Source organism: Falsihalocynthiibacter sp. BN13B15 (assembly GCF_041205415.1).
In the GTDB taxonomy this organism is placed as follows: domain Bacteria; phylum Pseudomonadota; class Alphaproteobacteria; order Rhodobacterales; family Rhodobacteraceae; genus Falsihalocynthiibacter; species Falsihalocynthiibacter arcticus.
In genome coordinates this window covers 65,960-85,026 of sequence record NZ_JBGFCE010000010.1, presented here as the reverse complement: position 1 = coordinate 85,026, position 19,067 = coordinate 65,960, and the positions used below count along the sequence as shown (strand labels likewise).

General features: G+C 56.5%; 16 protein-coding genes. 8 read left to right on the top strand and 8 right to left on the bottom strand.

The genetic code is table 11. From position 1 onward, the window contains the following. Positions 1-2 precede the first annotated feature (2 nt). Complete coding sequence (locus tag AB9F26_RS15890) at positions 3-1,121, top strand: anhydro-N-acetylmuramic acid kinase (protein ID WP_369756049.1); 1,119 nt, start codon at positions 3-5, stop codon at positions 1,119-1,121. A gap of 59 nt (positions 1,122-1,180) precedes the next feature. On the opposite strand, the gene AB9F26_RS15885 is transcribed toward AB9F26_RS15890, so the two are convergent. Next, positions 1,181-1,606, bottom strand: a complete 426-nt coding sequence (locus AB9F26_RS15885) for a cupin domain-containing protein (protein WP_369768452.1) — start codon at positions 1,604-1,606, stop codon at positions 1,181-1,183. A 232-nt stretch (positions 1,607-1,838) separates the two neighbouring features. Here AB9F26_RS15885 and AB9F26_RS15880 point away from each other — a divergent pair, with 232 nt between their 5' ends. Further along, positions 1,839-2,636, top strand: coding sequence for an ion transporter (locus AB9F26_RS15880; protein ID WP_369768451.1), 798 nt, complete (start codon positions 1,839-1,841; stop codon positions 2,634-2,636). 61 nt (positions 2,637-2,697) lie between these two features. Here the strand turns inward: AB9F26_RS15880 and eno are convergent, their stop codons facing one another. The 5 genes from eno to AB9F26_RS15855 form a co-directional block, all read right to left on the bottom strand. Beyond that, the gene (eno, locus tag AB9F26_RS15875; RefSeq protein ID WP_369756047.1) at positions 2,698-3,972 is read right to left on the bottom strand and encodes a phosphopyruvate hydratase; all 1,275 of its coding nucleotides are present in this window, start codon (positions 3,970-3,972) and stop codon (positions 2,698-2,700) included. A 114-nt stretch (positions 3,973-4,086) separates the two neighbouring features. Next, positions 4,087-4,500 carry a Fur family transcriptional regulator gene (locus tag AB9F26_RS15870; protein ID WP_039002082.1) on the bottom strand — a complete coding sequence of 138 codons (414 nt, stop codon included), beginning with the start codon at positions 4,498-4,500 and terminating at the stop codon, positions 4,087-4,089. A gap of 65 nt (positions 4,501-4,565) precedes the next feature. After that, complete coding sequence (locus AB9F26_RS15865) at positions 4,566-5,102, bottom strand: DUF1697 domain-containing protein (protein ID WP_369768450.1); 537 nt, start codon at positions 5,100-5,102, stop codon at positions 4,566-4,568. Beyond that, positions 5,102-6,349, bottom strand: a complete 1,248-nt coding sequence (locus AB9F26_RS15860) for a cation:proton antiporter (RefSeq protein WP_369768449.1) — start codon at positions 6,347-6,349, stop codon at positions 5,102-5,104. Before AB9F26_RS15860 ends, AB9F26_RS15865 begins: the two co-directional genes overlap by 1 nt. Positions 6,350-6,534: 185 nt before the next feature. Further along, the gene (locus AB9F26_RS15855) at positions 6,535-7,917 is read right to left on the bottom strand and encodes a M20/M25/M40 family metallo-hydrolase (protein WP_335584235.1); all 1,383 of its coding nucleotides are present in this window, start codon (positions 7,915-7,917) and stop codon (positions 6,535-6,537) included. A gap of 278 nt (positions 7,918-8,195) precedes the next feature. Here AB9F26_RS15855 and hemA point away from each other — a divergent pair, with 278 nt between their 5' ends. From hemA to ispG, 3 genes are all read left to right on the top strand, one after another. After that, positions 8,196-9,419: a 5-aminolevulinate synthase gene (gene hemA, locus AB9F26_RS15850; RefSeq protein WP_335584234.1), complete on the top strand. Its 1,224-nt coding sequence runs from the start codon at positions 8,196-8,198 to the stop codon at positions 9,417-9,419. A 135-nt stretch (positions 9,420-9,554) separates the two neighbouring features. Next, on the top strand, positions 9,555-10,736 hold the full coding sequence (locus tag AB9F26_RS15845) for a helix-turn-helix domain-containing protein (RefSeq protein ID WP_369768448.1): 1,182 nt from the start codon (positions 9,555-9,557) through the stop codon (positions 10,734-10,736). 127 nt (positions 10,737-10,863) lie between these two features. After that, entirely contained in the window at positions 10,864-11,994 is a 1,131-nt protein-coding gene (gene ispG / locus AB9F26_RS15840) for a flavodoxin-dependent (E)-4-hydroxy-3-methylbut-2-enyl-diphosphate synthase (protein WP_335584232.1), read from the top strand. Here the strand turns inward: ispG and AB9F26_RS15835 are convergent. Continuing rightward, the gene (locus AB9F26_RS15835) at positions 11,991-13,349 is read right to left on the bottom strand and encodes a M48 family metalloprotease (protein ID WP_369768446.1); all 1,359 of its coding nucleotides are present in this window, start codon (positions 13,347-13,349) and stop codon (positions 11,991-11,993) included. The two genes, ispG and AB9F26_RS15835, sit on opposite strands and share 4 nt — an antisense overlap. A 55-nt stretch (positions 13,350-13,404) precedes the next feature. Between AB9F26_RS15835 and AB9F26_RS15830 the strand changes: the two genes are divergently transcribed. Continuing rightward, the gene (locus AB9F26_RS15830) at positions 13,405-14,556 is read left to right on the top strand and encodes an aminotransferase class I/II-fold pyridoxal phosphate-dependent enzyme (RefSeq protein WP_335584230.1); all 1,152 of its coding nucleotides are present in this window, start codon (positions 13,405-13,407) and stop codon (positions 14,554-14,556) included. Beyond that, on the top strand, positions 14,553-15,767 hold the full coding sequence (locus AB9F26_RS15825) for an N-acetylmuramoyl-L-alanine amidase (RefSeq protein ID WP_369768444.1): 1,215 nt from the start codon (positions 14,553-14,555) through the stop codon (positions 15,765-15,767). Before AB9F26_RS15830 ends, AB9F26_RS15825 begins: the two co-directional genes overlap by 4 nt. A gap of 2 nt (positions 15,768-15,769) precedes the next feature. On the opposite strand, the gene AB9F26_RS15820 is transcribed toward AB9F26_RS15825, so the two are convergent. Further along, positions 15,770-16,372 (bottom strand): class I SAM-dependent methyltransferase, encoded by a 603-nt coding sequence (locus AB9F26_RS15820; protein ID WP_335584228.1) that lies wholly within the window; start codon positions 16,370-16,372, stop codon positions 15,770-15,772. 140 nt (positions 16,373-16,512) lie between these two features. Between AB9F26_RS15820 and AB9F26_RS15815 the strand changes: the two genes are divergently transcribed. After that, a complete protein-coding gene (locus tag AB9F26_RS15815) occupies positions 16,513-19,062 on the top strand; it encodes a penicillin-binding protein 1A (RefSeq protein ID WP_369768442.1) in 2,550 nt (849 codons plus the stop codon). The last annotated feature ends 5 nt before the right edge of the window (positions 19,063-19,067 follow it).

Below are 19,067 nucleotides of genomic sequence, written 5' to 3'. Positions count from 1 at the left end.
ACATGTTGGAAGCTGGGGCAATTTGGTCGATCGGAACGATGTCTGGAACGTCGCTTGACGGGGTCGATGCCGCTGCAATTTTGACGGATGGCGAGGAAATCTTCGAGTTTGGTGAAAGTGCGTATCATCCGTATTCCTCCGAAGAGAGCGCGCCGATTGCGGCGGCCTTTGGACTGTGGCCAGGGGATGCTGGTGTGGAGGAGGCTGCTGAGGCGGTCGAGACTGTCCATGCCAATGTTTTGAGCCAGTTTCAGCGCCCGCAACTCATTGGTTTTCATGGACAAACTCTTTCTCATGAACCTCATGGTCGTGGCACACATCAGGCGGGAAATGGCCGCGTTTTGGCGGAGGTTTTGGACTGTCCGGTGGTGTGGGATTTCCGGTCAAGTGATGTGGAAATGGGGGGGGAAGGTGCGCCGCTTGCGCCGTTTTTCCACTTTGCCTGTGCGAAATTTATTGGCACTGAAGGGCCGATTGTATTTTTGAATTTGGGCGGGGTTGGCAATATGACGTGGGTTGATCCCAGCGCCAGTTACCCCGAAGAGGATGGTGCGTTGCTCGCGTTTGACACGGGGCCTGCGAATGCGCCGATCAATGATTTGATGCTCGCGCGTCGCGGAGAATCCTTTGACAAAGATGGCGCTTTGGCGGCGGATGGCGAAGTTGATGAGGCGCTGGTTGAGCAGTTTCTTGAGGATGCGTATTTCTATCGTATGCCTCCTAAGTCATTGGATAGAGATAGTTTTCCAGATATCGCGGATTGGGTTGGTCACATGGATGACGCCGATGCGGTGGCCACAGTGACGGCGATGGTTGCGGCCTCGGCGGCGAAGGGGCTTGAGCATTGTCCGAGCCCTCCGCAGGGGGTTTTGGTCTGTGGAGGTGGGCGCAAAAACGTCACTTTGATGTCGATGTTGTCGATGTTTATGGACTGCCCTGTGGCGCCGGTTGAGAATGCTGGCCTTGATGGGGACATGCTTGAGGCGCAAGCGTTCGGCTTTTTGGCGGTGCGGGTTGCGCGCGGTTTGACGACCTCGGCGCCCGGAACGACGGGGGTGCGGGTGCCAATTGGCGGCGGCATTTTGAGCGAGCCGACAGGGGCGTTACGCAAGGAAGTTTAAAAACTTTAAACTCCTGAGAGGGGCTTTTTTAAAGTTTTTAAACATTTTTGAGCCGGAAATTAGCCGCGCGGGATGTCGAAATCTGGCGGGGCGAGGGTAAATTTCGCAAATTCAAATCCGGGCGAAACGGTGCAGCCGACGAGGGTAAACGCGCCGTTGGTTCTGGCGGCTTGCCAGTGGTTTGGCGGCACGAGAATTTGCGGGATTTGATCGGCGAGCACGTCGGGGCCAAGGCAATGGTCAATGGCGGGGCCTTGGGCGGTTTCGGCGATGGAAAGTGTTAACGTCGCCCCCGCGTAATAGTGCCAAATCTCGGCGGCATCAACCCAATGCCAATGGCTTGCTTCGCCTTCCTTCAGCAGAAAATAAATGCAAGTTCCCGCCGCGCGACCTTCGTTATCGGCTTGCCACGTTTGGCGGTAATAGCCGCCTTCGGGGTGGGGCGCGAGATTGAGTTGGGCGATGATTTTGTCGGCAGTTTGCAAGGAGGAACCTCAGGGGCTTTGGGGCGAGACGTTCATAAAGTATGAGGTATAGAAACGGTTGCCTAATCCTTTGTCAATTCATGCAAAATCCGCTTTTCGTTTGCAGCACAATTTTTCGGCGCGTCGGATCGGCGGATCATAGCAGAAGCGACGGAGGGCTTGCTTGCATGTGATCCTGAAAATAGCGTAAGCAGCAGCCGTTCCCCTTGGCCCAAAAATGGATAAAATTCGCATGCTTCGCAAACGACTTGAGCAAATTGTAAATCATAGGCTGTTTGAGCCGACGATCATTGTGTTGGTGGTGGTGAATGCGATTGTTTTGGCGTTGGAGACCGTGCCCCAAGCGATGAAATTTGCTGGACCGTTTTTAAAGGTGATGGATGTCACTATTCTTGGGCTGTTTGTCGTTGAGATTTTGCTGCGGCTTTCCGTTGATTTTCGGGGATTCTGGCGCGACCCTTGGCGTATCTTTGACTTCACGATTGTTGCGGTTGCCTTGCTGCCTGCGGTTGGACCGTTGGCTGTTTTGCGGGCGTTCCGTATTTTGCGGGTTTTGCGTTTGGTTTCAACCGTGCCGTCGATGCGCCGCGTGGTGAATGGGCTTATGCAGGCCTTGCCGGGGATGGGCGCGATTGTCCTGTTACTGGGGCTTATCTTCTTTGTTTTCGCGGTTATTTCGACCAAACTTTATGCCGTGGCCTTTCCAGACTGGTTTGGGACGTTGGGCGCTTCGGCCTATACGCTGTTCCAGATTATGACGCTTGAGAGCTGGTCGATGGGCATTGTGCGCCCCGTTATGGAGATTTATCCGTGGTCGTGGGTGTTGTTTGTGCCATTTATTGTGATGACGGCCTTTGCGGTTTTGAACCTGTTTATCGGTGTGATTGTGGATGCAATGCAGTCGCAGCAGAGTGCCGAGGCGCATGATGAGCGCGAAGCGATGTCGGCGGAAACCTCGATGATCTTGCAGGAAGTGCGGGCGTTGCGCGCAGAGGTGGCGGCGCTTCAAAGGGGTCGGGCGGCGGAATAAACGGCCCCCAGAACGCAAAAAGCCCCCGCGATTTGCGAGGGCTTTCCGAGAATTTAGACGCTTATTTTAGGATCGAGCGGCCCGCGTAAACGGCGGTTTCGCCGAGGGCTTCTTCGATGCGGATCAACTGGTTGTATTTGGCCAGACGGTCGGAGCGCGAGAGGGAGCCGGTTTTGATTTGGCCACAGTTTGTGGCGACGGCGAGGTCGGCGATTGTGGCGTCTTCGGTTTCACCGGAGCGGTGCGACATGACGTTGGTCATGCGCGCGCGGTGGGCCATGTCGACGGCTTTCAATGTTTCGGAAAGCGTGCCGATTTGGTTCACTTTCACCAGCATCGCGTTGGCGGAGCCACGTTCGATGCCCATTGCGAGGCGCTCGGGGTTGGTCACGAAAAGATCGTCGCCCACGAGTTGGATTTTGTCACCGATGGTGTCGTTGAGGAGCTTCCAGCCGTCCCAATCGTCCTCGTCACAGCCATCCTCAATCGAGATAATCGGGTAGTCGGCGGCGAGTTTGGCGAGGTAGGCGACGTTTTCTGCGGAGGTGAGCGAAATGCCTTCGCCTTTCATCTCGTATTTGCCGTCTTTGTAGTATTCAGAGGCGGCGCAATCGAGCGCGAGGTAGATGTCTTCGCCGGGTTTGTAGCCTGCTTTTTCAATTGCTTTGAGGATGAAATCAAGCGCGTCACGGGTGGAGGAGAGGGCTGGTGCGAAGCCGCCTTCGTCGCCGATTGCTGTGCTGTAGCCCGCGTCGGAGAGTTCTTTTTTCAACGTGTGGAAGATTTCAGCACCCATGCGGATGGCGTCGCGGATGTTGGTCGCGGAGACGGGCATGATCATGAATTCTTGGATGTCGATTGGGTTGTCGGCATGCTCGCCGCCATTGATGATGTTCATCATTGGAACGGGCAAAACGCGCGCGGAGGTGCCGCCGATATAGCGGTAGAGGGGTTGGCCGGAAGCTTCGGCGGCGGCTTTTGCCACTGCGAGGGAAACGCCGAGGATGGCGTTGGCGCCAAGGCGGGCTTTGTTTGGGGTGCCGTCGAGTTCGATCATTGTCGCGTCGATGGCTTCTTGTTCGGTGGCGTCCCAGCCCACAAGGGCTTCGGCGATTTCGCCGTTTACCGCGGCAACTGCGTTCAAAACGCCTTTGCCCATGTAGCGGGATTTGTCACCGTCGCGCATTTCAACAGCTTCATAAGCGCCGGTGGAAGCGCCAGAAGGGACAGCGGCGCGGCCCATTGTGCCGTCTTCAAGCGTGACGTCGACTTCAACGGTGGGGTTGCCCCGGCTGTCGAGAATTTCGCGGGCAAAGATATCGATGATCGTGGTCATGTAGGGATGTCCTTTTGAAACAAATCACGGGAGGGCCAAGGGCCTTTTACGCAAGGGCAGGGCTCACGTCAAATAGATGCTCTATAGCGGGGGAGCGGTGACGGTTTTATGACGCTAGTTTTTCTTGAGCGGGACGCCGTAGAGCTCGAGGCGGTGGCCGCGTAATTCATAGCCGAGTTTCTGGGCGATTTTCTCTTGCAGGGCTTCGATGTCGGGATCGACAAATTCGATCACGCGGCCCGAATTCATGTCGATCAGGTGGTCGTGGTGATCGCGGTCGGCGGCCTCGTAACGGGCGCGGCCATCGCCAAATTCGTGCTTCTCAAGGATGCCGCTTTCTTCAAACAGTTTGACGGTGCGATAGACCGTTGCGATGGAGATTCTCGGGTCGAGTTTCACCGCGCGGGCATAGAGTTCTTCAACGTCGGGATGGTCGGTCGCATCCTCTAGAACGCCAGCGATTACGCGGCGTTGATCGGTTAGGCGCAGGCCGTGTGCTTCGCAGCGGAGTAGAATTGTGTCTGTCATTATCCTGCGGTCCTCGTATTCATTATGGCGTTTTCATAAGGGACTCTGCGCGCGTTTTCCAGAGCCTATGCCCGAGAAAGCGACAAAACTGCCTCGATTGTTCGCAGGTTCCGCGCTGTGGTGGGGACGCCGAGCAGGCGCTCGCTGGCGGCCATGAGTTTGGAGCGGCCAATGCCAGAGGGGGCGAGGAGGTAGGCGGCGTGGTCTGTGATCTCGAAGGCTTCGTCAGGGGCGCGCAGGGTTTCTATTTTGGTGAGGTCTGGGGATGTGGGAGGTTCTGCTAGGAGCAGGAAATGCAGGGTTTTTGGGTCGATGTCGGGGGTGAGGAAAGGGCAGTTGGCGTGGATTTTGGCGAGGATTTGCGCGGGAAGGACAAGGGTGTCGGGGGCGAAATCGGCTTGGGTTTTGATCAGCGATTTGAGGGCTGTGGCGATGATTTCGGCGCTTTCGGAGGTGTGGCCGAACACCAGATTTCCGCTTTGGATATAGCTTGTCGCGTTGGTAAATCCTTGGGCCTGCATTGCTGTGCAGAGCGGTTTCATCGCGAGTTTTCCGTGGCCCCCCACATTCACCCCGCGCAGGAAGGCAACCCAGCGCGCCATCACATAAGCTCCGGCTCAGTTGCAAAGCGTTTGGCGAGGCGCGCGACGCTAAGGCCTTGAGCGATAATAGAAAACACCACGACCATATAGGTGCAGGTGAGGATCAGGCTTTTGTATTCGCTGTCAGGGAGCGAGAGGGCGAGTGCCACCGAGATACCGCCTTTGAGGCCGCCCCATGTCATAATCGGGACCGCCCCCGAGGAGAAACTGCGGAAGGGGCGCATCATGGTGATTGGCACCGCGACGGCGATAAAGCGGCCCAAGAGTGACAGCAGGATTGCGCCGAGGCCCGAGATGAAGGCGGATTGGGAAAACACCACCGCGAAGACTTCAAAACCGATCATCAGGAACAGCACAGCGTTGAGGATTTCGTCGATCATCGACCAGAAGGCTTTGACGTATTGGCGGGTTTCCTCGGACATGCCGTGTTTCATGCCGACGTCCCCGATAAACAGCCCCGCGACGACGGCCATGATGGGGGCCGACACGTGGAGGAATTCGGAGAGTTGGTAGCCGCCAAAGGCGAGGCCTAAGGTGATCAGAACTTCGAGGGCGTAGTCGTCGATGCGGCGCATCAGGCGGAAGGTGAGCCAGCCAAGGACGCCACCAAGCAGGGCCCCGCCGCCTGCTTCTTGGAAAAATAGGATCGCGGCTTCTTTGCCGCCCGTGGCGTGGGCGTCAACGGAAGGAAACGCGAGGCTGACCAGAACAAGGAAAACCACATAGCCCACCCCGTCGTTAAACAGGCTTTCGCCCGCGATCTTGGTTTCGAGTGATTTAGGCAGGTTCGCGCCGCGCAACACCCCAAGGACCGCAACAGGGTCGGTGGGCGAAATCAGCGCGCCAAACACCAGCGCCACGATCAGGGGCATGCCCGTCAGCCAGCTAAATCCGAAGCCAATGACCACGGTGGATAATGCCACGCCCAAGGTCGCCATAAAGAAAACCACCCGCCATTGCTCGCGCAGATCGGCGATTTTAACGTGCAACGCGCCAGCAAACAGTAGCAGGCCCAGCATACCGTCAAGCAGCGCGTCGGAAAACGCGATTTCCGAAACCAACGCGCGGACGCGATCTTCGGAGTGATAGACCGGCATAAAGTAGTCAAACGCCATGACGCCCAGCGAGGAAAATAGCGCCACGATCAGGATGCCGATGGAGCTTGGCAGTTTGAGGAAAAGGTAGTTGATGCTGCCGAAAACGCCCGCGAGGACAATCAAAAGGGAGGTGAGTTGTAAAATATCCAAGGAGGTGCGCCCGTCAAATCAAATGCTAAACCCGAAGGTACCACAGGGATTTCGTTGGGCATAGAACCCATTGTTGCGTGTGGAAGTACGGCGCGCGAGAGGCGGTTAGCCGGTTTTCGCAAGAAAACCGGCTTGGCCCAACGGCTGTGGGTCCGCAGGCCCGTAAAGCGGGCGGGAGCCGCTGGTTAGGTTTTGCTCAATTCGTTGAGGATGCGCGCCCAGCTGCGGATGCCTTTGTGGAAGCTTTCCATGTCGTATTTCTCGTTAGGCGAATGGAGTTGGTCGTCGTCTTTGCTGAAGCCTGTGAGCAGGGCGTCCATGCCAAGATAGGTTTTAAAGTGGCCCGCAATCGGGATGGAGCCGCCACAGCCCACAAAGGCCGCCGCGCGGGGCCATTCCTCCGAGAGCGCACGTTGGGCCGCTTGAAAGGCGGGGTTGTCGGTTGACATTTCGCCAGCGGGCGAGGCGCTGTGGTCCTTAAAGGTGACGGTGCAATCGCTGGGCAACATGCTTTGCACATAGGCGCGGAAGTTTTTGCGAATTTCGAGCGGATCTTGTTTGCTGACCAAACGAAAGCTGATTTTTGCCATCGCAACGGAAGGCAGAACGGTTTTGAAACCATCGCCCGTATAGCCGCTTTGCAGGCCGTTCACTTCACAGGTGGGGCGCGACCAGATCATCTCAAGCGCGGTGCGATCTTGTTCGCCTGCGGGTTTTGCGAGGCCGACTTCGCCGAGGAAGTTTTCGGGGCTAAAGCCAAGCGCGTCCCATTGTGCGGCAATGTCAGCGGGCAAATCGGCGACGCCGTCGTAGAAATTCGCAACGGTGACGCGGCCTGTGTCGTCGTGCAGACCTGCGATGATTTTGGCCAAAACGCGTGCGGGGTTTGCCGCGATGCCGCCAAACATTCCCGAGTGCAGGTCCTTGCTTGGGCCATGGATGTGGATTTCTTCGCCCAGAAGTCCACGCAGGCGGGTGACAATCGCGGGGGTTTCTTCGCCAAACAAGCCCGTGTCACAGATCAGCGCGATGTCGGCTTTTAGCTCCTCGGCATTTTCTTGCATGAAGGGGATCAGCGAGGGCGAGCCGCTTTCTTCTTCGCCCTCAAAGAAGAAGGTGATTTTGACGGGCAGCGCGCCGTGTACCGCTTTCCATGCGCGACAGGCCTCAATGAAGGTCATCAACTGGCCTTTGTCATCGGAGGAACCACGGGCGCGGATCACTTTGCCTTTGGCTGTGTCTTCGACGCGGGGCTCAAATGGTGGGTTGTCCCAAAGATTAAGCGGATCAACGGGCTGCACATCATAGTGGCCATAAAACAGTACATGCGGTGCGTCTTTGGGGCCGTCGATATGGCCGACAACCATCGGGTGGCCCGTGGTGGCGCGCTTGGAGGCCGTGACATCCAGCGATTGTAAATCTGCGACCAGCCAATCTGCTGCGGTCTCGCAATCTCCCTTGAACGCCGGATCGGTCGAGATCGACTGAATGCGCAAAAGCTCAAAGAGGCGCTCCACGGATTGGGGGAGTTCGGAATCAATGCGAGCGAGAACGGGGGCGAGGGTCATTGTCTGTCCTTTTGGGTGGGGTTTTTCGCGACCCTATCAGCCCTATCTGGCGTGACAAGGGCAGGGCGCGCGGAGAGGCTAAATCGACAGCGCATTGAGATAGATCAAAGCGGGGCACGAAAAACCTGCTTATCGAGACCAAATGAGGGTGAAAAAGTTGTCAATGGATGATTGAATCCAAGCGCGGCATTTTGTAACCTAGATTTATTGCGGCTCGTTCCATAGAGCATATGCGAAACCTAAGAGCCAAGGCTCAGTAGGCAAACTTGGAGAGCGCTTTGACCTATAGTGACCACATCGACGCAGCCTTAGAACGTTTGCACGAGGAGGGGCGTTATCGCACCTTTATCGATATCGAACGCAAAAATGGTGCGTTCCCGCATGCGGTTTGGACGCGCCCCGATGGCGAAGAGCAAAATATCACGGTGTGGTGTGGCAATGACTATCTCGGCATGGGGCAACACCCCGTCGTTTTGGAAGCGATGCACGAAGCGATTGATGCGGCGGGCGCAGGCTCTGGCGGTACGCGCAATATTTCGGGGACCACGGTTTACCATAAGCGCCTAGAAGCGGAATTGGCGGATTTGCACCAGAAGGAAGCGGCGCTGCTGTTCACCTCGGCCTATATCGCAAATGACGCGACTCTCTCAACTTTGCCTAAAATTTTACCCGGATTGATCATTTATTCCGACGCTTTGAACCACGCGAGCATGATCGAAGGCGTCCGTCGCAATGGCGGCGCGAAGCGCGTGTTCCGTCATAATGACGTGGCGCATTTGCGCGAGCTTTTGGCCGCCGATGATCCTGCGACGCCGAAACTGATCGCATTTGAATCTATCTACTCGATGGACGGCGATTTTGGCCCGATTGAGGCGATCCTTGACCTCGCGGATGAGTTCAACGCACTGACCTATATCGACGAAGTCCACGCGGTTGGCATGTATGGTCCACGCGGCGGCGGTGTTGCCGAACGTGACGGGTTGATGCACCGTTTGGATATCATCAATGGCACTCTTGCCAAGGCTTACGGTGTGATGGGCGGCTATATCGCGGCATCCGAAAAAATGTGTGACGCCATAAGGTCTTATGCGCCTGGCTTCATCTTTACCACCTCCCTTGCCCCTGGAATTGCGGCGGGGGCTGCGGCCTCTGTGCGGCACTTGAAAACCGACCAATCCTTGCGTGCAAGACACCAGACTCAGGCGGCGATTTTGAAGCTGCGCCTGAAGGGTTTGGGCCTGCCGATCATTGATCATGGCACGCACATTGTGCCTGTCCATGTTGGCAATCCGGTGAAATGTAAAATGATCTCGGATCGCCTGCTGGAAGAGCACGGAATCTATGTACAGCCGATCAATTTCCCCACAGTTCCCCGTGGGACCGAGCGGTTGCGATTCACCCCATCGCCCGTACACGGACCGCGTGAAATGGATGCACTTGTGAACGGTTTGGACGACCTTTGGAGCCATTGTGCGCTGAATCGCGCCGATCTCACTGGGTAGTTCACAGAAACGTGCAGAATCGATTGTGCTGTGCTATAATTTTCGTCAAGAGGTCATCTAGACACGGGCTTTCAGGCGAATCAGACTCGGCTAGGAAATGACCATTGGGGCAATTTGAACGTTAGGGCAGGGCAGATGATTAGGCGCATTCTTTCGCCGAAATCGGTCAAAGAGGAAGGGACATCCGGCTTTGACTCATATGAGTTGCGACTCGGCGATCTTATGCGCGGAGAGCGGGCGACTCTGGGCAAATCCCTTCTTGATGTTCAACGCGAGCTTAAGGTCAAAGCGACCTATATCGCCGCAATTGAAAATGCCGATCCCCTTGCTTTTGAAACTCCCGGATTTATTGCCGGATACGTGCGCTCCTATGCGCGCTATCTTGGGATGGACCCCGATTGGGCCTACACGACCTTCTGTGTAGAGGCGAATTTCGAAACCGTGCATGGCATGTCCGCCGATGCTTCCAGTGCGGCGGCGCTCAAGGCCGAACGTCGGGCGCGTAAATTTGAGGGCAAAGACCCCTTTGCCAACCCCAACGCCTCTTTTGTGCCGCGTGGCGAGGCCATGCTGTCCAAAATCGAACCCGCAGCCATTGGCTCTGTCGCAGTTTTGATTTTGTTGATCGCGGGACTTGGTTACGGCGGATATTCCGTGCTGCAGGAAGTGCAGCGCGTGCAGTTCGCACCTTTGACAGAAGCTTCGGGTGTGGGGTCCTCCCTAGATCCTTTACGCGGTGGGTCCTCCGGATTTTCCGAAGACGTGTTGCCGACGCAAGTAGCTGATAACGCATCAGATTTACCAACAGACGCCCTGACGCGCCTGTACCGTCCAGAGGCGCTCGCGGTGCCGGTTTTGATCGCGCGTGATGGGCCGATTTCGGCCCTGTCTCCCGATGCATTTAGAAGCGCTGCAACCGTCCTTGCGAGCAATGTGGAAGCTGCCTTGGCGGCGATTGAAGAGAGCGAAGTTCAGGTCATTGCAGAAGCTGCGCCAGAGTTGAAAATTTTCGCGGTGCGCCCAGCGTGGGTGCGAGTTTCTGCGGCGGATGGCACTGTTATCTTTGAGAAAATTCTCGACACAGGCGAAGAATTCATCATTCCGGCAACGGAAGTGCCGCCAATGCTACGCGCGGGGAATTCTGGGTCGGTTTACTTCGGCGTCAATGGCGAAACCTATGGTCCGGCAGGGCGTGCGGGTTCGGTCGCGTCAAAAGTGGTTTTGGCACAGGACTCGCTGAGCGAAGCCTATAAGGTTGCGGATATGGACGCCGATCAAGATTTGGCAAAATACGTCGCTTTGGCCGCTGCAGAATAATTTCGGCACCTCCCCACACAAAATTGAAGGTCCGATTTGCGTGCTTGCAGTTGTCAGTGCTTGCGCGAAGCCTTATCTAAACATCATCGGAATGCGCCAAAAACGGCCCCCAATGCGGAGAATATAGATGTCGCTCAATCCTGTGCGCCCTTGGCGGAATATTTATCGGCGCAAGTCTCGGCAGATTATGGTGGGAAATGTGCCTGTGGGCGGCGATGCGCCGATCACGGTGCAAACCATGACCAACACTCTCACGACCGACGTGAAAGCGACCTTGGCCCAGATCAACGCCGCCGCCGACGCTGGAGCCGATATTGTGCGGGTTTCGGCCCCCGATCAGGAGAGCACGGCAGCACTGCGTGAAATTTGTAAGCAAAGCCCTGTGCCTATCGTGGCCGACATCCATTTTCATTATAAACGCGCGATTGAAGCCGCCGAAGCGGGGGCTGCGTGCCTGCGGATCAACCCCGGAAATATCGGCAGCCAAGAGCGGGTGCGCGAAGTCATTAAGGCCGCGCGCGATTATGGTTGCTCCATAAGGATTGGGGTGAATGCGGGAAGCCTTGAACGCCATCTGCTTGAAAAATATGCCGAACCTTGCCCAGAGGCGATGGTCGAAAGCGGCATGGACCACATCAAAATTCTGCAGGACAATGATTTCCATGAGTTCAAAATATCGGTCAAGGCCAGCGATGTTTTCCTAGCGGCCGCCGCCTATCAGGCGCTTGCCGAAGAGACCGACGCGCCCATTCACTTAGGGATCACCGAGGCGGGCGGCTTGATGTCAGGCACCGTCAAAAGCGCGGTCGGCATGGGCAGCCTGTTGTGGAGCGGGATTGGCGACACCATCCGTGTGAGCCTGTCGGCGGACCCTGTTGAAGAGGTGAAAGTGGGCTTTGAAATGCTCAAATCGCTTGGGTTGCGGCATCGCGGGGTGACGATTATTTCCTGTCCAAGCTGTGCGCGGCAGGGATTTGATGTGATCAAAACCGTCCAAACTCTGGAGGAGCGCTTGGCGCATATTTCCACCAGTTTGAGCCTGTCGATTATCGGCTGTGTGGTGAATGGTCCGGGGGAAGCCCTGATGACGGACATCGGATTTACCGGCGGCGGCGCGGGCAGTGGCATGGTCTATTTGGCCGGAAAACAAAGCCACAAACTCAGCAATGAGGCGATGATCGAAGAGATCGTGGAGCAAGTAGAGGCGAAGGCTGCGGCGTTGGATGCACAGGCTGCTTTGGACGAGGTTGAGGCTTAGTTTCGCTTTTTTCCTTTTTTATCAAGGCGTTCGGCGGTGTACAGAATGTCTTGTGCTTGGCGTGCACCGGTCGATCCATGCGGGAGCTGGTCTGCGGCGCGTTTGGCGTGAATGGCGGCGTCTTTGAATTTACCGTCCAGCGCAAAGCGCTCCGCCGTCACGAGGGACGCCATTCCGGGCTGTTTCGCCTTAGCATAGGCCACGGCAAGATCACGCAATAGACGCGGGTCTTGTCCATCCAGAGCTCGGGCTTTTATCAAGACATTCAACGCTTTAGCTTCGTTTTCTGATCCACCTGCAGCCAACAGCGCCCGCCCGTATCCCGCCATGATGATTGCATTTCTTGGCGCGCCGTTGAGGGCCATGGCATAGGCACCGAGGGCCGCATCAAACTGGCGGGATTCCATCAGTATTTGCGCCTGTAATTCGCGATAGTAGGGGTCATTTGGGCGGGCCGCGAGGACGCTGTTCATCGCGGAAAGCGCCTTGTTTGCATCAGCTTGGCGATGGTAGGTGATCGCGCGGACCATCTGCGCGATCTCGCCCGTGTCGGAGGCTTTGAGTTTGCGCCGTTCGGCTTGCGGGTTTTGTAGGAAGGCTGCGAGTTTGCTTTTGGCGCGGGCAAACCAATAGTCGGCTTCGCTGCTGTCTTTGACATTTCCACCGTAGGCGGCGGCGAATCCGCGGGCGGCGCGCAGGCGTTGGCTGGTGAGGGGGTGGCTGCGCACATAGGCGTCTTGGCGGGAGGTTCCGAGGACCTCTTGTCCCTTGAAAAGATTGAGAACTTCGATCATTGCGGCGGGATCAACACCCGCACTTGCGGTGTAGCGAAATCCGGATTGGTCGGCACTCGCTTCCTCGGCGCGGGTGTGGGTGAGGAAGGAACGTTGGGCGGAGGAGGCCACGCCTGCGGCCACGGCCGCCCCTGCATCCGGACGCCCTGTGGAGGCGGCAATCGCGACGCCCAAAATTACCCCTATTCCGGCAACGGCGGAAATTCCATCAGCCAAAACAATGCGTTGGGTGATATGACCATTGGCAATATGCGCTGCTTCATGGGCGATCACGCCTTGGATTTGGGCGGCGGATTTCATGCGCAACATCAGGCCCGTGTGGATGAAAATATGGTTCTGATCAATCACAAAGGCGTTCATTGATTTATCGTTGATCAACAAGATTTGAATGCGCCCGGGATTAAGTCCGGCGGCCACTAAAACGGGGGTGGCCAAGCGATGGAGGGCCTGTTCAATGTCAGGATCGCGGATCAGCGACGCGGCGCGGGCGGAAAACGGCTGTAAACAGAGAAGCAGCACGAAGAGAAGGCGAAAAAACGGGATTTGGAAAAATGCTTGCATTGACCTTTGAGGCTTTCATTGGGACAAAGACGTAAGCGAGCATAAGGATAAAATGATGCAGGTTTCAAGGCGTTCACAGGTTGATCCCTTTATTGTTATGGATGTGATGGAGGCCGCGACGCAAGCGGAGGCGAATGGGCGTCATATTATCCATATGGAGGTCGGCCAACCGGGGACGCCAGCCCCTGCGGGGGCGCGCGCGGCTTTAGCGGCTGCGATGGAAGAGAGCCCGCTTGGATATACATCGGCGCTTGGGCTTCTGGCGTTGCGCGAAGGAATCGCGGCGTTGTATCAGAAGTGGTACGGGGTGACGATTTCGCCTGCGCGGATCGTCGTGACATCGGGCTCGTCGGCGGGGTTTTTGCTGGCGTTTACCGCGCTTTTTGATGCCGGAGATCGGGTGGGGTTGGGCTTGCCGGGCTATCCATCGTATCGCCAGATTTTGCGGGCTTTGAGCCTGACGGACGTTGGCTTTGAAACCTCCGAGGCCAACCGTTTTCAACCAGTTCCTGATGATCTTGTGGGGCGGGACCTCAAGGGGTTGATCGTGGCCAGCCCGTCTAATCCGAGTGGTACCATCCTATCGCGCGCAGCATTGGCGGCGTTGATCGAAAGCTGTTCCGCCACTGAGACCGCCTTTATATCGGACGAAATTTACCACGGGATTCACCATGGAGAGCGAGCGGTTTCGGCGCTTGAGTTGAGCGATGATGTTTACGTTATCAACTCGTTTTCCAAGTATTTCTCGATGACGGGGTGGCGCATCGGCTGGATGGTTGTGCCGCAAGATCATGTGCGCACGGTGGAACGTTTGGCGCAGAATATGTTCATTTGCGCCCCGCATGCGGCGCAGATTGCAGCGCTTGGCGCGTTGGGATGTGACGCGGAACTTGACGCAAACCTTGAGGTCTATTCGGCCAATCGCGCGCTGATGTTGGAGGAACTACCGAAGGCGGGTTTCACGCGGTTTGCGCCGCCAGATGGCGCGTTTTATATCTATGCAGAGGTGAGCGAGTTTACCGAAAACAGCCTCGCGTTTTCACAGGAAATACTGGAAAAAGCGGGGGTTTCTGTGACACCCGGGTTGGATTTTGACGCGGGACGGGGCGCACAATGGATGCGGTTTTCCTATGCCCGCAGCACGGCGGATATCAAAGAGGGTTTGGCCCGTTTGCGCAAGTTTATGTCCGAGCGAGGCCATTTGTGAGAGGGATATTCGCGACCCTGTGCGCGTTGAGTTTTGCGGGTGCGATCCACGCGCAGGAGTTCAATGCTTTGGCGCGGGTGGATGTTGAAAAATCTGGGATAATTGACACGGAGGACGGGCTGAAGGTTGATCTTTTGCTCAGCCAACCCGTTCCCTATCGCGTCTTTACCCTGACCGACCCTGCGCGCCTTGTTATTGACTTTAATGAGGTGGATTGGAGTGGCGTGGAAGCGGAGGATCTGCTTTTGGACACCCAAGTGCAGGCAGTGCATATGGGGCCGTTTTCAGCGGGATGGTCACGGATGGTTGTTGACCTTACGTCGCCTCAAGTGATTGATTTAGCTGGGCTTAAAATAGGTGAAACCCGAGATGCCCTGTTCACGGCGTTGTTGAAAAACGCGACACCGGAGGCCTTTGCCGCCGCGTCGGGCGCACCTGCGGGGGCCGCATTTTCTGTGCCGAAGGCTGTTGACTTGGCCACCCCGATCCGGCGTCAAACCGGCGAGGGCGATGTGATGATCGTGTTGGATCCGGGGCATGGCGGCATTGATCCGGGGGCGGAGCGCGGCGACGTGCGCGAGGCCGATTTGATGCTGACGTTTGCGCTTGAGTTGAAGGAAGTCTTGCTGCGCGAAGGCGGATTTCAAGTTCAGTTGACCCGCGAAGACGATACGTTTGTCCCTTTGGAAACGCGGGTGACAATGGCGCGGGCGGCGCGGGCGGATGTGTTCCTGTCGCTGCATGCGGATGCGCTTTCGGAAGGGCGCGCGACGGGGGCCACCGTTTATACTTTGAGTGATACGGCGAGTGACGAAGCCTCGCAAAAACTTGCGGAGCGCCACGACCGAGCGGACCTATTGGCGGGGGTGGATTTATCGCAGCAGGACGATGTTATTGCCAATATTTTGATGGAGTTAGCCCGCACAGAGACTTCGCCGCGTGCAGATCGTTTGGCGGATGATTTGGTAATTGGGCTGCGCGAGCACCTTGGGACGATGTATAAAAAACCACGTCTTGAGGCAGGATTTTCGGTCCTTAAGGCGCCGGATATTCCGTCGGTTTTGGTGGAACTTGGCTTTATTTCCAACCCCAAGGATTTGGACCGCCTGCAAGACCCCGAATGGCGCAAAAAGGCGCAATTGGGGATTTTACAAGCGTTGCAAAACTGGACGGTAACCGATGCCGCAGAGGCGCGATTGTTGCGCCAATAGGATTAGCTGCGACGTCTGCGGGCCAACCAAACGGAATGGCCTGCGCAATCTGGGTCTTCGGGGATGAAGTCGATCACGTCAAAACCAGCCTCGTCAAAAAGGGTGCGATAGGCCGCAGGCGCGAGGCTTGCGTGGTAAACGGACGCGCCGCCGTCGATTTCGCCAATCGCTTCGCCTTCCGCATGGCCTGTTGTGAGGATAACTGGCGCACCGGGGCTGGCGTGGGCGGCGAAAACGGGGAACATATTGCGTTGGTCATCGGGGCTGAGGTGGAAAAAACTGTTCCACGCCAAAATGCCGTCAAACTTTTTGCCAAGGTCCAAGCCGCGCATGTCGGCATGGATAACCGTTTGTTCCGGCAAGTTTTTAGCGAAAAGCTTCACCATCGTTGCAGCACCATCGACACCCGTGATGTCGCGATTACGCTCGCTTAGATAGGTGGCGATGGGTTGGCCTGAGCCACAGCCCAAGTCCAGCAACTCGCGGCCCGTCGTGTATCGTAAAAAACGATCCAGCCATGGGCGCTCAAAGAGGCTACGACCGCGATTTGCGGCAAAACCGGCCCCGTGGGCCTCATACGTCGGGAGGATATCATCTGGATGCATCCGCAATCTTTGGCGGGGTCAGCGACAATTTGCAATGGGCGAAATTCATTGTGTTAAAAGATGGCGGCAAGTTGCCGAACCCTTTTGACCCTCCTCTGCGCGCCCTATATAGAGTTGAGTGAACTAAGAGGTGGCACAGAATGATCCGGGCAGTTTTTTCCCTTTTTGGCGGGCTTTTTGCATTCGTCTTGAATGCTCTATTTATGGGCGCGTTTTTGATCGGCGGGTTGTTTCTGTTGTTCTCTCAGGACTTGCCTGACCATGAAACGTTGAGCGTTTACCGCCCCGCAACGATCAGCCGCGTCTATGCGGGTTCGGGGCGCATTATGGACGAATTCGCCAAAGAACGCCGGATTTATGCGCCAATCGAAGAGATTCCCGATGTGGTGAAAGCGGCGTTTGTGTCGGCTGAGGATAAGAATTTTTACACCCACCGTGGCTATGACGTGCGCGGGATTGCCGCCGTGATTGTCGAGGCCATTGAATCTAAGGGCGCGAACGTGCGCGGGGCGTCAACGATTCCCCAGCAAGTTGCCAAAATCAGCTTTTTGGATGGGGGCCGTCGGGCCGAACGTAAAATCCAGGAGATCATTTTAGCCAATCGCATGGTCAAATCACTGGATCGTGATCATATTCTAGAAATCTATCTGAACGAAATTTTCTTGGGTCAAAACAGCTATGGCGTTGCGGCGGCGGCACAGACCTATTTCAACAAAAACTTGTCCGAACTTGACCCCGAAGAGGCGGCCTATTTGGCGGTTCTGCCAAAGGCACCTTCGGATTATCACCCCGTTCGCCAGCTTGATCGGGCAATGATCCGGCGCGACTATGTTTTGAAAGAAATGCATGAAAACGGGTATTTAGATGACGCCGAGTATGAAATTGCCGTGTCCCAACCTTTGCGCACGGTGCAAAGCGGCGATTTTGAAAGCTTCAAATCTACCTTGCCAGAGCGGGACTATTTCTCAGATGAAATTCGCCGCCAATTGAGCCGTGATTTTGGCGAAGACGAGTTTTTCTCGGGCGGTTTGACCGTTCGGGCGACCGTGGATCAGGAATTGCAAGATGAGGCGGCCTTGGCGTTGCAAAACGGGCTTGAGGCCTTTGACCGCTCGCGCGGAATTTGGCGCGGGACGGGGAAAACGCTTCCCACGGAGGCCTTGGTTGACGACGCGACTTGGCGCACGGCGCTTGCCGACTTAAAGACGGCCCGCGATATCGAAGGCTGGCATGTCGCGGTTGTTTTGGAACTTGGAGACACATCGGCGCGGATCGGGATCGAAGGCGTTGAAGACGATGCCGACGGGCACTGGATTCCTGCCGAGGATGTGAAATGGGCGCGGCCCCTGCTTGAGGGCAGTGCGCGCGCCAGAAATGCGAGCAAAGCGTCCGATTTGTTGGATGTGGGCGATGTGGTCTATGTGCGCGCGATGACCAAAGACAGCGACGGGAGCTTCATCCGCTGGACCCTGCGCCAAATCCCGCAAGTGCAGGGCGGTTTTATGGCGATGGACGTGAACACAGGGCGCGTAATTGCAATGCAGGGAGGGTTTTCCTATCAGGATTCGGTGTTCAATCGCGCCACCCAAGCCGATCGCCAACCGGGGTCTTCGTTCAAACCATTTGTCTATGCGGCGGCGCTTGATAGTGGCTATTCGCCCGCAACGATTGTGATCGACGCGCCGATTGTAGTGAATACGGGTGCGGGTATTTGGGCCCCGAAAAACTCGAGCAATAAATTCTATGGGCCCGCTCCGTTGCGTACGGGGATTGAGCAATCGCGGAACCTGATGACCGTGCGTTTAGCACAGGAAATCGGCATGGAAACCGTCGCCGCCTATGCGGAACGGTTCGGGGTTTATGACCACATGAACGCGTTTTTGGCGAACTCTTTGGGGGCTGAGGAAACGACGCTTTTCAAGATGGTCGCGGCCTATGCGATGTTTGCCAATGGCGGCGAACGGGTGGAGCCGACGCTGGTTGACCGCGTGCAAGATCGCTGGGGCAACACGGTTTATCGCCACGATCAGCGGACCTGTAGTGATTGTCGGATTGCCAGTTTAGAGCCAGGATTGGCGCCAGTGATTAGCTCGGGGCGCGAGCGCGTGATGGACCCGATCACCGCCTATCAGTTGACCTCGATGATGCAAGGCGTGGTGCAGCGCGGAACGGCGGCGGGGCGGGTGAATTTGGACGTGCCAGTGGCGGGTAAAACCGGCACAACCAACGACAGCAAGGACGCGTGGTTTATTGGTTTTACCAGCAATATTGTGGCGGGATGTTATATTGGGTATGACCGTCCGCGCAGCTTGGCGCCGAACGGATATGGCGGCACATTATGTGGCCCCGTGTTCACCCAGTTCATGAAAAAGGCCACCGAAAAATATGGCGGCGGGAAGTTTAAAGTCCCACCGGGCGGCCACTTTATCAAAATCGATCGCTACTCTGGCGCCCGTTTGGACAACGCTGCTTCTGGCGCGAATGTGGTTGCCGAATATTTCCGCGACGGCGAAGAGCCGTTGTTTGGTGTGGCGTTTGACGGTGGTTTTGCCATGGGCAGCGACTTGCCGATGTTCGACGACGTTGGGCAAAGCGAGCAAACCACCACCACCCGCACCTCGACGGGTGATACGGTTACTTTCGGGAAAAAAGCTACCTTTGGAACCATTTCAAGCGGCGGCGAGTATTAACGCGC

Bases quoted from the DNA above. Each gene is read 5' to 3' on its own strand.
- eno (WP_369756047.1), bottom strand. From the start codon at position 3,972: ATGACCACGATCATCGATATCTTTGCCCGCGAAATTCTCGACAGCCGG.
- AB9F26_RS15845 (WP_369768448.1), top strand. From the start codon at position 9,555: ATGATTAGGCGCATTCTTTCGCCGAAATCGGTCAAAGAGGAAGGGACA.
- AB9F26_RS15820 (WP_335584228.1), bottom strand. From the start codon at position 16,372: ATGCATCCAGATGATATCCTCCCGACGTATGAGGCCCACGGGGCCGGT.
- AB9F26_RS15855 (WP_335584235.1), bottom strand. From the start codon at position 7,917: ATGACCCTCGCCCCCGTTCTCGCTCGCATTGATTCCGAACTCCCCCAA.
- AB9F26_RS15815 (WP_369768442.1), top strand. From the start codon at position 16,513: ATGATCCGGGCAGTTTTTTCCCTTTTTGGCGGGCTTTTTGCATTCGTC.
- AB9F26_RS15880 (WP_369768451.1), top strand. From the start codon at position 1,839: ATGCTTCGCAAACGACTTGAGCAAATTGTAAATCATAGGCTGTTTGAG.
- AB9F26_RS15870 (WP_039002082.1), bottom strand. From the start codon at position 4,500: ATGACAGACACAATTCTACTCCGCTGCGAAGCACACGGCCTGCGCCTA.
- AB9F26_RS15865 (WP_369768450.1), bottom strand. From the start codon at position 5,102: ATGGCGCGCTGGGTTGCCTTCCTGCGCGGGGTGAATGTGGGGGGCCAC.
- ispG (WP_335584232.1), top strand. From the start codon at position 10,864: ATGTCGCTCAATCCTGTGCGCCCTTGGCGGAATATTTATCGGCGCAAG.
- AB9F26_RS15830 (WP_335584230.1), top strand. From the start codon at position 13,405: ATGCAGGTTTCAAGGCGTTCACAGGTTGATCCCTTTATTGTTATGGAT.
- AB9F26_RS15890 (WP_369756049.1), top strand. From the start codon at position 3: ATGTTGGAAGCTGGGGCAATTTGGTCGATCGGAACGATGTCTGGAACG.
- AB9F26_RS15835 (WP_369768446.1), bottom strand. From the start codon at position 13,349: ATGCAAGCATTTTTCCAAATCCCGTTTTTTCGCCTTCTCTTCGTGCTG.